This window comes from Streptomyces sp. NPDC060209 (assembly GCF_042728155.1).
In the GTDB taxonomy this organism is placed as follows: domain Bacteria; phylum Actinomycetota; class Actinomycetes; order Streptomycetales; family Streptomycetaceae; genus Streptomyces.
Window position 1 is genome coordinate 1 of record NZ_JBHWZS010000003.1, and the last position, 14,705, is coordinate 14,705.

Sequence of the window (14,705 nt, forward strand, 5' to 3'; positions counted from 1 at the left end):
GCCGTTCCGCCAGCCGCCCGGCTTCGTCGGGGTCGCCGCAGACCACGGCGGTGAACAGGCCCTGCGACGCCATCAGTCCGGTCACCGGGTCGTACAGATCACCCCGGGGCAGCTCGGCCTCCGCCGTCGGAGGGCGGGTACTGCGGCGCAGGGAGAGCACCCGCACCGCGCGCTGCGCCGACGGCCGCGAGAAGGAGTAGGCCATGGCGATCTCCTCCACGTTGCGCAGCGGAAACAGCATCAGGGTCGCCGCGCTGTACACGGTGACCAGCTGACCGACGTCGATCCGGCCGTCCCGGGCCAGTGTCGCGCCGTACCAGACCAGGGAGATCAGCAGGACTCCCGGCAGGAACACCTGGATCGCCGAGATGAGCGCCCACATCCGGGCGCTGCGCACGGCGGCCTCGCGGACCTCCTGGGACGCGCGCCGGTAGCGTCCGAGGAACAACTCCTCTCCGCCGATGCCGCGCAGCACCCGCAGTCCGGCGACGGTGTCGGAGGCCAGCTCGGTGGCCCGGCCCGCCTTCTCGCGCTGGAGATCCGCCCTTCGGGTGGCCCGGGGGAGCAGCGGCAGGACGGCCAGTGCCAGGACAGGGGTGGCGATCGCGACCAGCACACCCAGTGAGGGCAGGTAGAAGACCAGCCCCACACAGATCAGTACGAGCGCGGTCGCGGCGGCCGCGAAGCGTGACAGCGCCTCGACGAACCAGCCGATCTTCTCGACATCGCCGGTACTTACGGAGACCACTTCACCGGCCGCCACCCTCCGGGTCAGTGCCGAGCCCAGCTCGGCCGTCCTGCGCGCGAGCAGCTGCTGCACCCGGGCCGCAGCGGTGATCCAGTTGGTGACCGCCGTCCGGTGGAGCATGGTGTCGCCCACGGAGATGAGGATGCCGAGGACGACGAGGAGGACGCCGGACACCGCGAGGTCCCGGCCGGAACGGTCGATGACGGCCTGCACCGCCAGTCCGACGGCGAGCGGGAGGCCCGCGATCGCACAGTGGTGGAGCAGCCCCCAGGAAAGGGACTTGAGCTGGCCGGTGAGCTGACATCGTCCGAGCCAGAACAGGAAACGGGGGCCGGACCGTACATCGGGATCGCCGGGATCCGAGTACGGAAGATCGCGAATCTGCATGACGTCCCAAGGATCGGAAGCGGAGATCCGTGTCGGATCTCGTGGAACAGTGGGGGGACCAAACCGTGCAAGGTTCGCTTCCTGCCCCCGTCCGGGGCAACCGATTATTCCGGCGTGACGGCCGGTTCCGCTCTTTCAGGGTTCCGCTCTTCCCGGATTCCGCTCTTCGAGGAGGAGCCCCGCCACCGACCGGGGTGACGGGGCGTCGGCCGCCTACTCGGTGGGCTTGGCGGAGTCCATGCCGGAACGGGCCTTCTTCCACTCGCCCCGGGTGAAGTCGGGGATCTGCTGCGGCGCGCCCTTGGCCTTGATCGACAGGTGGCTCAGCGGCACGGGCGCGGTCCAGGTGGCGGCGTCGTACACGTCGAAGTCGGGGGCGAGCCCGAGACGTATGCACTGCATCAGCCGGAACACCATCATGTAGTCCATCCCGCCGTGGCCACCGGGCGGGTCGGAGTGCTCCTTCCACAGCCAGTGGTCCCAGTCGGCGTACGCGCCGAAGTCGGCCCACTCGTCGTTCGAGTGGTCCGGTTCGAGGTAGATCCGCTCGGGGTAGTCCTCGAACACTCCTTTCGTGCCGCCGAGGCTGTTGATCCGCGAGTAGGGGTGCGGCGTCGACACGTCGTGTTCCAGGCGGATGACCCGGCCCTTGGCGGTCTGGACGAGACTGATCGTCCGGTCGCTCTCGATGTAGGTCTCCTTCCAGCTCGGGTCGCCGGCCGGCATGTGCTCCTTGCGGTAGGCGGCGAGACCGAGCGACGGAGAGCCGACACTCGTGATGCTGACCGCGCGATCGCCGCGGTTGACGTCCATGTAGTTGGCGACCGGACCGAAGCCGTGGTTGGGGTACAGATCACCTCGCAGCCGGGTGTGCCACAGCCGTCGCCAGGGGCCCTCGTAGTAGTCCGGGTCGAACATCAGGCCGCGCAGGTCGTGGTTGTAGGCGCCCGCCCCGTGCAGCAGATCGCCGAAGAGACCGGCGTGCGCCATCCGCAGCACCCGCATCTCGTTGCGCCCGTAACAGCAGTTCTCCAACTGCATACAGTGGCGCCGGGTCCGCTCGGAGAGGTCGACCAGTTCCCAGAGCTGGTCCAGCTGCAGGGCGATCGGGCACTCGACACCGACGTGCTTGCCGTTGAGCATGGCCGTCTTCGCCATCTCGAAGTGGAAGTCCCAGGGCGTCGCCACGTAGACGAAGTCGATGTCTCCGCGTGCGCAGAGATTCTCGTAGTCGTCCTCCCCGTTCGTGTACACGGCGGGTGCCGGCTGACCCGCGGCCGTCACCTTCGCGGCGGCCTGCCCGGCCTTTTCCTTCACCGGGTCGCAGACGGCGACGACCCGCACCCCGTCGACGGCGAGGAAGAGGTCGATCATGCTGCCGCCGCGGTTACCGAGGCCCACGATTCCGACGCGCACGGTCGAACGCCGGTCGAAGCGGACCCCGGCCATGGTGGCGCCCTTGCGGGCCGGTACGGACATGGGGTCGGTGACCGGGGCATGCTCCGCAGCTGATGCCGAGCCGGCACCGAGCGTTCCGAGTCCGAGCCCGGTGCTCGCGACTCCCACCGCCCCGGCTGTGGTGCGAAGGACGGAACGACGGCTCAGCGAGCCGTCGTCCGTGGACCGCGGGTCCTGGCCCTGGGGGTTCTGGTCCTGAGGGTTCTGGTCCTGTGGTGCGTCGTCATTCATCGAGCCTCCAGAGAGGGGGATTTGACGGTGCGCGTACCGATCCCGGAGCCCGCGTGGACACGGCGGGTCCCCGAACCTCGGTTAGGACCTTGGACGGTGAGGCTGTTCTTACGCAAGGGAAGCGATTGGACTCCTGCGTTTAAACCATGGACTTCCGAACCATGGACTTCCGGCAGCTCTGCGACGACGCCCGGGCCGTGCGGGACTCACGCGCGGTGCGCGGGGAAGAGGAAAGGTGACGCATGCCCGCGCGGGGCCGTATGCGGCGCTGCACGGGGGTGGCGTGCAGGAGTTTCAGCGGTCAGCGGTCAGCGGTCAGCGGTCAGCGGTGAGCGGTGAGCGGTGAGCGGTGAGCGGTGAGCGGTCAGCGGTCAGCGGTCTGCCGGGGCAGGCAGGCAGGCAGGGTGGGTCGGGCCGGCTGCCGGGAAGTGCCCGGGCTCAGCGTCGGGCTGCTGCTCCCTGATCGGCGGAAGGGAGCTCAGCGCCCGGCTCGGCGCACGGTGCCGGCCCCTTCCCGCTCGGCGGACGGGCGCTGACCTCGCGTCAGAGCACCGGACGGGTCGCCCGCTCCAGCTCGATGAGCGCCGAGTGGTAGCTGTGGCCGGTCGCCCGGTCCATCCCGATCTCGCACGTCCGGTTCGCCGACAGATAGGCGTCGTACTCCCGGGTGTTGACCTCCGCCGCCTCCTTGGCGGTCGCCGAGTCGGTGAGCTCCTTGTGCAGCATGCCGCGGTCGCCCGCGAACCCGCAGCAGCCCAGGTCGTCCGGCACGACGACCTCCTCGGCGCATGCCTCGGCCAGCGCGCGCAGGTGTGGGACATCGCCCAGATGCTCCATCGAGCAGGTGGGATGCAGGACGGCGGACCCTGCCCGGCGGAACACCGTCAGATGGGGGAGCAACTCGTCGGCGGCCCAGACGAGCGAGTCGACGACGGTCAGCTCCTGGTGCAACGCCCGGTTGTCCTCCGTGAGATACGGAACCACCTCGTGGGCCAGGCCCAGCGTGCACGACGACGCGTCGACGACCAGCGGCAGCGAGCCGCCACCGGTCCAGCCCCACGCGGCCTCCACGATGCGGTTGGCCATGACCGCGTTGGCGACGTCGTACCCCTTGGAGTGCCAGATCGTCGCGCAGCAGGTCCCGGCGACGTCCTCGGGGATCCATACGGGCCTGGCGGCCCGCGCGGACAGGGAGACGACGGACTCGGCGAGCGACAGCGCCCCCGCGTCCCCGGGGCCGGCGAAGATGCGGTTCACACAGGCCGGGTAGTAGACGGCACTCGCTCCGACCCGCGAGGTGAGCGGCAGAGTGCGGGGGGCGGCGCCAGGGATCTCGGGCAGCCATTCCGGTAGCAGATCCGGATTTACGGCCTTGCGGGCGAGCCGTGTCACGGCCTCGAGCAGCCGGTCGCCGGCGTGTCGGGTGACGACGTCGGCCAGGCCGAGGGCGATCCGCGCCGAGGCCTCGACGACCTTGAAGTGCTGTGCGGTCAGAGCCGCGACCCGCTCCTCGCGCGCGGAGTGCCGATGATGACGGAAGTCCTTCATCATCGCGCCGGTGTCGATGCCGACCGGACACGCGAGCTTGCACGTGGAGTCCCCCGCGCAGGTGTCCACGGCGTCGTATCCATAGGCATCCAGCAAGCCCGCCTCCACCGGGGAGCCGTCCGGCTGCCGCATCATCTCCCGGCGCAGCACGATCCTTTGACGCGGCGTGGTGGTGAGGTCCTCGCTGGGGCAGGTGGGCTCGCAGAACCCGCATTCGATGCAGGGGTCGGCGACCGGCTCGACCTTGGGGATGGTCTTGAGCCCCCGCAGATGTGCCGCCGGATCCCGGTCGAGGACGATCCGGGGTGCCAGGACCCCGGCGGGGTCGATGGCCCGCTTCGTCCGCCACATGAGATCGGTCGCGGTGGGGCCCCATTCCCGCTCCAGGAAGGGGGCGATGTTGCGGCCGGTGGCGTGCTCCGCCTTCAGCGATCCGTCGAAACGGTCGACGACGAGCGTGCAGAACTCCTCCATGAAGGCGGCGTACCGGTCGACGTCGGCCGGTTTCGCGGCGTCGAAGGCCAGCAGGAAATGCAGATTCCCGTGCGCCGCGTGACCCGCGACCGCGGCGTCGAACCCATGGACGGCCTGGAGGGCGAGCAGCGCCTCGCAGGCCTCCGAGAGCCGGGACGGCGGGACGGCGAAGTCCTCGGTGATCAGCGTCGTGCCCGAGGGGCGGGAGCCGCCGACGGCGGTGACGAACGCCTTGCGCGCCTTCCAGTACCCGGAGACGGTGGCGGCGTCCCGGGTGAACTCATTGGTGACGGAGACCGCCGGAGCCACCAGATCGAGATCCGCGACGACCGAGGCCGCGGCCCGCTCGCAGGCCGCCAGCGCGCTTTCGTCCGGGGCGCGGAATTCCACCAGGAGCGCCGTCGTCGCCTGCGGGAGCCCCGCCCAGTCGGAGGGGACGCCTTCGACCCGGACCGACGCGCGCAGGGTGTTGCCGTCCATCAGCTCCACGGCCATCGCTCCCGCCTCGTTGAACCGCGGCACCGCCGCCGCTGCCGCCGTGAGCGAGGGGAAGAACAGCAGTGCGGAGGAGACGTGACGGTCCAGCGGCAGGGTGTCGAAGACGACCTCGGAGATGAATCCGAAGGTGCCCTCGGAGCCGACCATCAGGCCACGCAGGATCTCCACGGGTGTCGATCCGTCGAGGAACGCGTCGAGGCGGTAGCCGTTGGTGTTCTTGATCTCGTACTTGGCACGGATCCGGGCGGTGAGCCGATCGTCGGCCTCGATCTCCGCCTTGAGAGCCAGCAATTCGTCGCACAGGCGAGGTTCCGCATGCCGGAGCAGCTCATCGGCTTCCGCTTCGCCCGTGTCGACCACGGTGCCGCTCGGCAGGACGAAGGTCAGCGAGGAGACCGTACGGTACGAATTCCTCGTGGTTCCCGCGGTCATGCCCGAGGCGTTGTTCGCCACGACGCCACCGACGGTGCAGGCGATGGCGCTGGCGGGATCGGGGCCCAGGACCCGTCCGTGCCGGGCGAGAGCGGCATTGGCCCGCATGACGGTGGTCCCGGGCCGGATCCTGGCCCGCGCGCCGCCGTCCAGGACCTCGACGCCCGTCCAGTGCCGGCGTACGTCGACGAGGATGTCCTCGCCCTGAGCCTGGCCGTTGAGGCTGGTGCCAGCGGCCCGGAAGACGACATCGCGGCCGTTGCCGTGCGCGTAGGAGAGGATCGCCGAGACGTCGTCGAGGTCCTCGGGGACCAGCACGACCTGTGGCAGGAAGCGGTAGGGGCTCGCGTCGGAGGCGTACCGCACCAGGTCGGAGACCTGCCACAGCACCTTCTCCGGACCGAGCAGAGCGGTCAGGCCGGCCCGCAGCTCCGCCGGGGTTCCTGATGCCTTCCAGCCGGGCACCCGATCGGGGGACGGCGCGCGTGCCGTACCAGGACGCAGGGCTTCCGGCTTCGGCTCCAGCAGCGGCATGTCAGGGTCCCCTCGACGGCGCGGTGCGGTGGTCGCACCGCATGCCTCAGCAGCGGCGGCGCTCCGGCATCCCGTCGACCAGAGCGGTGAGCAGACCGCCGAGCACCTCACGCTGTTCGGCGGTCAATGGAGCCAGGATGTCCTCCGCGGCGGCCTTCCGCGCGTCGCGCATCGAACGGAGCACCGCCCGGCCCTCCTCTGTGATCTCGATACGGACCACCCGGCGGTTGGCCGGATCCGGGGCCCGCCGCACCCTGCCACTCGCCTCCAGGCCGTCGACCAGGGTGGTCACCGCTCGTGGGACGACGTCGAGCCGCTCGGCGAGATCGGCCATCCGGGGCGGGCCGTCGTAGTGCGCGGTCGTGCGCAACAGGCGGAACTGGGCCGGGGTGATGCCGATCGGCTCCAGCTGCCGGCTCTGGATGCGCTGGAGGCGGCGCGTGAGCCGCAGCAGCTGCTCGGCGAGCATGCCGTCGGAGTCGGGGGAGTCCATGGGGGAACAATATCAGGACCTGGTTCATTGTGTATAGAGGTAACAGTGAGCTAGGCTCTCAAAAGTCCGCTCGTCCGTCAGCTCTCGGGATCTTCCTCAGCTGCCGGAGACCCGAGCACACTCCGCCGCACGCTCTCGAAGGAGCCCATGAAACCCGACGAACCCGCCTGGACACCTCCAGCCGCAGATGCCGGGCAGCCGCCCGCCGAGCTGCGTCGCATCTTCCGGCTCTTCCGTCCCTACCGCGGCAGGCTCACCGTGGTGGGGCTGCTGGTCGGCGCCTCCTCGCTGGTGTCGGTCGCCTCCCCGTTCCTGCTCCGCGAGATCCTGGACACCGCGATCCCCCAGGGGCGCACCGGGCTGCTCACGCTGCTCGCACTCGGCATGATCCTCACCGCCGTGATGAACAGCGTCTTCGGCGTCCTGCAGACCCTGATCTCCACGACGGTCGGCCAGCGCGTCATGCACGACCTGCGCACCGCGGTCTACACCCAGCTGCAGCGGATGCCCCTCGCCTTCTTCACCCGGACCCGCACGGGCGAGGTCCAGTCCCGCATCGCCAACGACATCGGCGGAATGCAGGCGACGGTCACCTCCACCGCGACCTCCCTGGTCTCCAACCTCACCGCCGTCATCGCCACCGTGGTCGCCATGCTCGCGCTGGACTGGCGGCTCACCGTCGTCTCGCTGCTCCTGCTGCCGGTCTTCGTCTGGATCAGCCGTCGCGTCGGCCGGGAGCGCAAGAAGATCACCACCCAGCGCCAGAAGCAGATGGCCGCGATGGCGGCCACGGTCACCGAATCGCTCTCGGTCAGCGGCATCCTGCTCGGCCGCACCATGGGCCGGTCGGACTCCCTCACCAAAGCCTTCTCCGAGGAGTCGGAGCGACTGGTCGACCTCGAGGTGCGCTCCAACATGGCGGGGCGCTGGAGGATGTCGACCATCGGGATCGTGATGGCCGCCATGCCCGCCGTCATCTACTGGGCAGCGGGCCTCACCCTCCAGTCGGGTGTCACGGCCGTCTCCATCGGTACGCTGGTCGCCTTCGTCTCGCTCCAGCAGGGCTTGTTCCGGCCCGCCGTGAGCCTGCTCTCCACCGGTGTGCAGATGCAGACGTCCCTCGCCCTGTTCGCGCGCATCTTCGAGTACCTCGACCTCGAGGTGGACATCACCGAGCCCGAGAAGCCCGTCCGGCTGGAGAAGATCCGCGGTGAGGTCGCCTTCGAGAACGTCACCTTCAGCTACGACGAGAAGAGCGGCCCGACCCTGAGCGGCATCGATGTGACCGTGCCCGCCGGGAACAGCCTGGCCGTCGTCGGTCCCACGGGATCGGGCAAGTCCACGCTCAGCTACCTGCTTCCGCGGCTCTACGACGTCACCGGGGGCCGGGTCACGATCGACGGGGTCGATGTGCGTGACCTCGACTTCGACACCCTCGCCCGGGCCGTAGGCGTGGTCTCCCAGGAGACCTACCTCTTCCACGCCTCGGTCGCCGAGAACCTCCGCTTCGCCAAACCGGACGCCACCGACGAGGAGATCGAGGCCGCGACCCGCACCGCGCAGATCCACGACCACATCGCCGGGCTGCCCGACGGCTACGACACCCTCGTCGGCGAACGCGGATACCGCTTCTCGGGCGGCGAGAAACAGCGACTGGCGATCGCCCGCACGATTCTCCGGGACCCGCCCGTGCTGATCCTCGACGAAGCGACCAGCGCCCTCGACACCCGTACGGAACATGCCGTGCAGCAAGCCATCGACGCCCTCTCGAAGGGCCGCACCACCCTCACCATCGCGCACCGGCTCTCCACCGTCCGGGACGCGGACCAGATCGTCGTCCTGGACGACGGCCTTGCGGCTGAGCGCGGCACCCACGAGGAACTGCTCGCGCAGGACGGACGTTATGCCGCACTGATCCGCCGCGACTCCCATCCGGCCCCGGCCGCCACCTGAGGCACCGGCCCGGCTGCGGTGCCCTCTGCGCTGTGGGGCAGGCAGGGCTGCGATGCCGGCCGGGGGTGCGGCATGATCGCCACCCATGAGAGCACTGCTCGGGGTGGAACTCCCCGGATACCGGCCCCTGGAGACGGACGGCGGCGCCCAGGGCGACGCCTGGATGAACGAAGACGGCGACGTGCTGTCTGTGCACTACTTCGCCCTGCCCCCGGACCTTCCGGCCGGTCTGGACGACGGCCCCGCGCTGCGGACCACTCTCACTCATTGGACGGCACAGGCGGGCGGCGGACTCATCGAAGCGTCGGTGAAGCGGCTGGGTGAACTGCCCGCACTGCGGCAGATACTCAAGCTGCCACTGCCCCAGCAGCCCAGCGGGCAGGTGTTCATCGGTAGCTTCACGGTGCCCCGCCAGGGGTGCAGCACCGTGGTGAAGATCCAGGCGCCGGAGCGCGGGATGACCGGGATGCGGGAAGCCCTCGTCATGTCCGAAGTCGGCCCCGACGCGTACTTCCGGCCGCATCCCTACGCTCCCGATGCGCAGGGCGGCCTTCCCTTCCATGCGGCGGACCATGCCCGCTGGGACGAGAGGTTCCCCGACCACCCGCTCAGCCGGGTGCGCCGTACGCTCGACGCGCTCACCGAGGCGGTGACCGTGGATCCGGGCTTCGCGGCTCTGCCCCCGTTCACCGGCCCAGTGTGAGGGATTCCCGGGTCTGAGGCATGGAAACACAGCAGCGCTGCCACTCCCGTGGGACGGGGAGCGGCGGCGCCGTTGTGCAGGGAGGGTCGGACGAGCCAACCCACGAAGTGGGGGTTTCGGCCTCGATCGTCGAGGTCCGGTCAGGCCGGCACGCTGTCCAGCAGTCGGGTGACCGAACGGACCGCCGCCCTGCCTGCCCGGTTGGCGCCGATCGTGCTGGCGGATGGGCCGTAGCCGACGAGGTGGACGCGCGCGTCCCGCACGGCCCTGGTGTCCTCGACGCGGATTCCGCCGCCCGGCTCGCGGAGTTTCAGCGGTGCCAGATGATCTACGGCGGCCCGGAAGCCGGTCGCCCAGAGGATCACATCGGCCTCGACCGTGCGGCCGTCGGGCCAGGCGACCCCCTCCGGGGTGACTCGTTCGAACATGGGGAGCCGGTCGAGGACACCCTGCTCCCGCGCGCGCCGGACGGCGTCGTTGAGCGGCAGACCGGTCACGCTCACCACGCTCTGCGGAGGGAGCCCGAGGCGTACGCGTTCCTCCACCATGGCCACCGCGGCCCGGCCCTGCTCCTCGCCGAACGGCCCCTCCCGGAAGACCGGTGGACGCCGCGTCACCCAGTACGTCTCCGCCGCCACCTCGGCGATCTCCATCAGATGCTGGGTGCCCGACGCTCCGCCGCCGACCACGACCACCCGCAGGCCGGTGAACTCCGCGGGCCCCGGATAGTTCGCGGTGTGCAACTGCCGCCCGCGGAAGGTCTCCTGCCCCGGGTAACGCGGCCAGAACGGCCGGTCCCAGGTGCCGGTGGCGTTGATCAGAGCACGCGTGGCGTACGTGCCTTCGGAGCTCTCGACGAACAGCCGGCCACCTTCGCCCTCGCGCACGGCACTCACCTCGACGGGACGGTGCACACGGAGACCGAAGCGGCGCTCGTACGCGTCGAAATAGGCGCCGATCACCTGGGACGAGGGGCTGCTGTCATCGGCGCCCGTCAGCTCCATGCCGGGCAGGGCGTGCATTCCGTGCACCTTGCCGTACGTCAGTGAGGGCCAGCGGAACTGCCAGGCGCCGCCGGGCCGGGGCGCATGGTCCAGCACGACGAATTCCCGGTCGGGCCCGAGGCCGGAGCGCCGCAGGTGGTATGCGGCGGACAGCCCGGCCTGCCCGGCGCCGATGACGACCACGTCCAGCTCACGTGTCCCGAAGTTGTTCACGCTTCTACCAACCCTGGCCCTGCCCCGGATCTTCCCGGGGCGCGACCCGCCCCGACGACGAGAGAATGGGTCCATGTCCGACACCTTTGCCACACACCTGCTGAGCGTCACCACGGGACGGACCGAAACGGTCATGGACCTGACCGAGGACTGTGCGCAGTTCCTCGCCCGCACCGCTCACGGCAGGGACGGCCTGCTCAACGTCTTCGTACCTCATGCCACCGCCGGGATCGCGATCCTGGAGACCGGGGCCGGCAGCGACGACGACCTCCTCAACGCCCTGCAGACCCTGCTCCCCGCCGACGACCGCTGGCACCACCGCCACGGGAGCCCTGGCCACGGCCGCGACCACGTACTCCCGGCACTCGTACCGCCGCATGCCACCTTGCCCGTGATCGGGGGGAGGCTGGAGCTGGGGACGTGGCAGTCGGTCTGTCTGGTCGACACGAACGTCGACAATGCGGACCGTCAGGTGCGGCTGAGCTTCGTCGGCTAGGCAGTCGCTTCGGTGGGACTGTAGAGGGGAAGTCCGGCCGCGCCAACTGAGTGGTGCGCACGGCTGCCCGCCGGTCCGCAGGTCACTGAGCTTCGCTCCACCTCGGGCGCAAGGGAGTCCCTTCCGCGTCGTCCACCTGCTCCTGATGACCTCGCACGTAAGTGTGTGGCGATTCTGGAGCCCGTGGCGAAGGGTGCCTGACCTGCGGTTTCATGTCCTGGGGGTTTGTTCGACCTGTTTCCCTCGGTCCAACAGATTGAGCTCCTCGACACGGGCTTCGGAGATGTCCTCAGCCGCAGGACCGTGGTCGATATCGACCGCCACCATGGATTTCCACACCGCGTTGCGGACCACCTCCTCCCGGTCCCGCGGCGGTATGAACGCGGTGTCCAGGACCGGGCTCATCAGGCAGACCTTCGTCTGCGTCGGCCACAGAGTCGGCCTGGCAGTACCTCGGCCCGTTCCCCCACAAGTCCCCCTCGACACGGACGCTTCCCGATATCAGTCTGACGGGATTTGATCTCGCTGTGCAACGGCTTCGCCGGGCCCCGCGCAGCGCCCTCGCCGGATGCGGCGTGACCTTGAGGCGGTGCACTACTGACAAAGTTCCCTGCACGGATGACAAGGTTCGATGCCCGCGATGAGCCTAAGGTCCATGGGCGAGGCCAGAGAAGGGGGAGTCACACACCCGCATCACGAGCCTTGTCCAGGCCATCCTTTACCTGCGTCACCCCAGCGCAGACCGAGGATGGAAGGGGCTCACTGTGATCACGGAGCGCGGAGTCAAAGGCGACACTTCCGACAGGTTCGGTGTGCCGTTGCCGTCTGTTAATCATGTCGTTCTGATCAGTTCACGGCAGAGTCGGGCCTCTGGCCAGAACGCGGAAAGGTGAACATCGGTGAGGCGGAAGTATTCGGCCACGCTCACGCTCACGGTTCTCTTCCTGCTCGCAGGTTGCGCTGATGAACCGCGACCATGGGAGGGCATCTCCGGCTCCAGGACGCGGGATCTGACCAACGAGGAAGTCGTCGAGATCGAGCGGGCCGAGCAGAAGCTCATCAAGGCGTGCATGACGAATGAGGGGTTCCCCTACTGGGAATTCCCGGTGCCCGGCATTGACGAGCGAAAGTCGGGCACTTACGTCATCGAGTCCGTGCGGTGGGCCAAGGCGTACGGATACGGTCGAGAGTTCGAAAGACTTGGCGAAAAGATCCGAACCTCCCACCGGGTCATCACATACCAGAACAAACTTCCCAAGGAAGGGCGTGTCAGTTACACCCGGGCTCTCGACGGCAACTACAGGGACAGGATGACAGTCAAACTCCCCGGAAAACTTGGCACGGTGGAAACCCCGCGCGGGGGATGCACCAACGAAGCACGCGCCGAACTCTACGGCGATGCCGAGATCTGGTACACCGCGCGCCGGACCGTGGAGAGCGCCCTCCCCCTCTACGCCCAGGCCCTCAAGGAGGACGAACGCTTCACGAAAGCGCTCCGTCAGTGGGCCGACTGCATGACGAGAGCCGGACGGCCCTTCGACAGCCCCGATGACCTCCGGCAGAAGAGGGCGGCGGCCGTCGAGAAGATGCCGGATGCCGAAGCCGATGCCTTCGACAGGAAACTCGCCGTCACCGAGGCGACCTGTGCCGTGGAGTCCTCCCTGGGCAAGGTGCTCCGTGACCTGGAGAGCGAGTACCGGGCCAGGACTCTGAAGCCGTACAGCGAACAGTGGGACGCCTACCGGAAGATGCGCCTGCACGCTCTGCGGCAAGCCCAGGACGTCCTGTCCTGACCATGACTCCGGCAGGCATCCGACTGCCGGACAGCAGACACCTGCTACAGAGGAGATTGGCATGTACATGCACAAGTTTGGTTCGGCTGCCGCCGTGGCGGCCCTGACCGGGGTCGCGATCCTCGGCTTCGGCCCCAGCGCCTCCGCCTCGACCCCCGGAACCTGCTGGGACAACTACGAGAACATGGTCAGCGGTTACATGTCCGCCTACTCAGCGATCAACTGTGACGGTCTTCTCGGCCTGGCTAAAGGAAACGACCTGAACTGGGGCGACAGCTCCGGCAGCTTCCAGAGCAGTGACGCCAACGTGGCCAGCTCTGTCATCAACAAAGGGAACTACTCGGAGGTGAAGTTCTACCCGGGGTCGGGAGCCGACAGCAATTTCCACATCTGCCTCACCCGTGCTGAGGGATTCGCCAGTAATCTCACCGACGACTACTGGCTCGAAGAAAGAGGCTTCGGCTCCGTCAACAACTCCATAGGTTCGCACCGGTGGGTCGACAGGACTGCATGCTCGGCCCTCGCAGTGTGACCCTCCCTGCCACCACGCCCTTCGGCACAGTCGTGCCGCCTGGTCAGTAGGCGGGCGTGGCCGGGTGAGCCCGGACGGGCGCGGCACATCATGATCGTGTGCTTCCACTCGCAAGGTCAGGAGGACCGCGCCCGCCTGGCCTCCTACCCGGCCATTGCCGCCGTGCACCGCATCGCCCAGAAGCCTGGGCCGCGGGACCATCCCCCGTGGGTGCGAGGAGCATATGGAGGTTTCACGGAACGTTTTCAGAGCGGCCTCGGGGCGGGTGACGGGCTTGGGTCCGCAACGCACGAGGCTTCCGTGCCGTTGAGAGAGGTGTTCGACGCCTCAACTCAGCAGTGCAGAAGCCTCGTTGGTTTCACACCTGCCGCACTCGGCCTGCCTCACGCCCTGGTCGAGTGGGTAACCAAGCTAATCGTGACCCGTGAGGGTGACCGCCGCTGCAAACCCCCAGCCTCACCGGCGGGCCCTCGTCGGCCTGGTCTACCTCCACCGGCACGACACCCTCACACAGGTCGTTGCGGACTTCGGCATATCCGTCGGCACCGCCCACGCCTATGCCACCGCCGTCGTCGACCACCTGTCCAGTCGGGCACCAGGACTGCTGCGGATTCTGCGGGAGACCGATCCCGAGTACGTCTTGCTCGACGGCACGCTCGCCGAGTGCGACCGCGTAGGTGACAGACGGGCCGACTTCTCCCAGAAGCATCGCCCCCCACGGGGTGAGCATGCAGCTCGTGACCGATCCCGCCGGCAAGCTGCTTTGGATTTCACCCGCGTTGCCCGGCCGCACCCACGACCTCACCGCATCATCCGGATCTGCGAACGCCAGGGCATTCCCGTCCTCGCCGACCGCGCCTACATCGGAGTCGGCCCCTGGGTGACCACTCTGCTCAGACGGCCCTCGGGGAACTCGCGCCCACTCTGCGGACGGTCAGTCGAGCCCTGTCGACAGCGCGGGCACCCGTCGAACGAAGCGTCGCGAGACTGAAGTCCTGCAGATCTTCCGCCGGCCCTGCCGCAGCCCGAACCGCCTCACGTCAATCGCCTCCGCCGTCCTCACCCTGGAGCGGCAGCGCTGAAAATGCTCAATGACCGCATCGACGTTCCCCTCGCGTTCGTATCCGTAGCGGCACACGGTGACCGGTCCCTCTCGTGTGTGCAGCGAGAGCTCGGCCACCCGCTCGTCCTCCATGCGCCTGACCTCG

At 68.7% G+C, this 14,705-nt stretch carries 11 protein-coding genes and 1 pseudogene; 6 read left to right on the forward strand and 6 right to left on the reverse strand.

Going from position 1 to position 14,705, the window contains the following annotated elements; genetic code table 11:
- The 4 genes from ACFWFI_RS01030 to ACFWFI_RS01045 form a co-directional block, all read right to left on the reverse strand.
- Positions 1-1,135, reverse strand: a 1,135-nt coding sequence (locus ACFWFI_RS01030) for an ABC transporter transmembrane domain-containing protein (protein ID WP_387384021.1), incomplete at its 3' end; no start/stop codon positions are given.
- Positions 1,136-1,348: 213 nt separating this feature from the next.
- Positions 1,349-2,824 (reverse strand): Gfo/Idh/MocA family protein, encoded by a 1,476-nt coding sequence (locus ACFWFI_RS01035; protein ID WP_387384023.1) that lies wholly within the window; start codon positions 2,822-2,824, stop codon positions 1,349-1,351.
- A gap of 543 nt (positions 2,825-3,367) precedes the next feature.
- Entirely contained in the window at positions 3,368-6,310 is a 2,943-nt protein-coding gene (locus ACFWFI_RS01040) for an FAD-binding and (Fe-S)-binding domain-containing protein (protein ID WP_387384025.1), read from the reverse strand.
- Positions 6,311-6,356: 46 nt separating this feature from the next.
- A complete protein-coding gene (locus tag ACFWFI_RS01045; protein WP_387384027.1) occupies positions 6,357-6,803 on the reverse strand; it encodes a MarR family winged helix-turn-helix transcriptional regulator in 447 nt (148 codons plus the stop codon).
- A 147-nt stretch (positions 6,804-6,950) separates the two neighbouring features.
- Here ACFWFI_RS01045 and ACFWFI_RS01050 point away from each other — a divergent pair, with 147 nt between their 5' ends.
- Positions 6,951-8,756 (forward strand): ABC transporter ATP-binding protein, encoded by a 1,806-nt coding sequence (locus ACFWFI_RS01050; protein WP_387384028.1) that lies wholly within the window; start codon positions 6,951-6,953, stop codon positions 8,754-8,756.
- 85 nt (positions 8,757-8,841) lie between these two features.
- On the forward strand, positions 8,842-9,459 hold the full coding sequence (locus ACFWFI_RS01055) for a hypothetical protein (protein ID WP_387384030.1): 618 nt from the start codon (positions 8,842-8,844) through the stop codon (positions 9,457-9,459).
- Positions 9,460-9,599: 140 nt separating this feature from the next.
- Here ACFWFI_RS01055 and ACFWFI_RS01060 read toward each other — a convergent pair whose 3' ends face one another.
- Complete coding sequence (locus tag ACFWFI_RS01060; RefSeq protein ID WP_387384150.1) at positions 9,600-10,676, reverse strand: NAD(P)-binding domain-containing protein; 1,077 nt, start codon at positions 10,674-10,676, stop codon at positions 9,600-9,602.
- Between the two features lie 73 nt (positions 10,677-10,749).
- On the opposite strand from ACFWFI_RS01060, the gene ACFWFI_RS01065 reads away from it, so the two are divergent.
- Positions 10,750-11,172 carry a secondary thiamine-phosphate synthase enzyme YjbQ gene (locus tag ACFWFI_RS01065; protein ID WP_387384032.1) on the forward strand — a complete coding sequence of 141 codons (423 nt, stop codon included), beginning with the start codon at positions 10,750-10,752 and terminating at the stop codon, positions 11,170-11,172.
- 210 nt (positions 11,173-11,382) lie between these two features.
- Here ACFWFI_RS01065 and ACFWFI_RS01070 read toward each other — a convergent pair whose 3' ends face one another.
- Entirely contained in the window at positions 11,383-11,577 is a 195-nt protein-coding gene (locus ACFWFI_RS01070; RefSeq protein ID WP_387384034.1) for a hypothetical protein, read from the reverse strand.
- Between the two features lie 494 nt (positions 11,578-12,071).
- Here ACFWFI_RS01070 and ACFWFI_RS01075 point away from each other — a divergent pair, with 494 nt between their 5' ends.
- The 3 genes and pseudogenes from ACFWFI_RS01075 to ACFWFI_RS01085 all read left to right on the forward strand — a co-directional run bounded on the left by ACFWFI_RS01075 (position 12,072) and on the right by ACFWFI_RS01085 (position 14,579).
- Complete coding sequence (locus ACFWFI_RS01075; RefSeq protein ID WP_387384035.1) at positions 12,072-12,965, forward strand: hypothetical protein; 894 nt, start codon at positions 12,072-12,074, stop codon at positions 12,963-12,965.
- A 61-nt stretch (positions 12,966-13,026) separates the two neighbouring features.
- Complete coding sequence (locus tag ACFWFI_RS01080) at positions 13,027-13,497, forward strand: hypothetical protein (protein WP_387384037.1); 471 nt, start codon at positions 13,027-13,029, stop codon at positions 13,495-13,497.
- A gap of 315 nt (positions 13,498-13,812) precedes the next feature.
- A pseudogene (locus ACFWFI_RS01085) lies at positions 13,813-14,579 on the forward strand (transposase family protein).
- Positions 14,580-14,705: the final 126 nt, after the last annotated feature.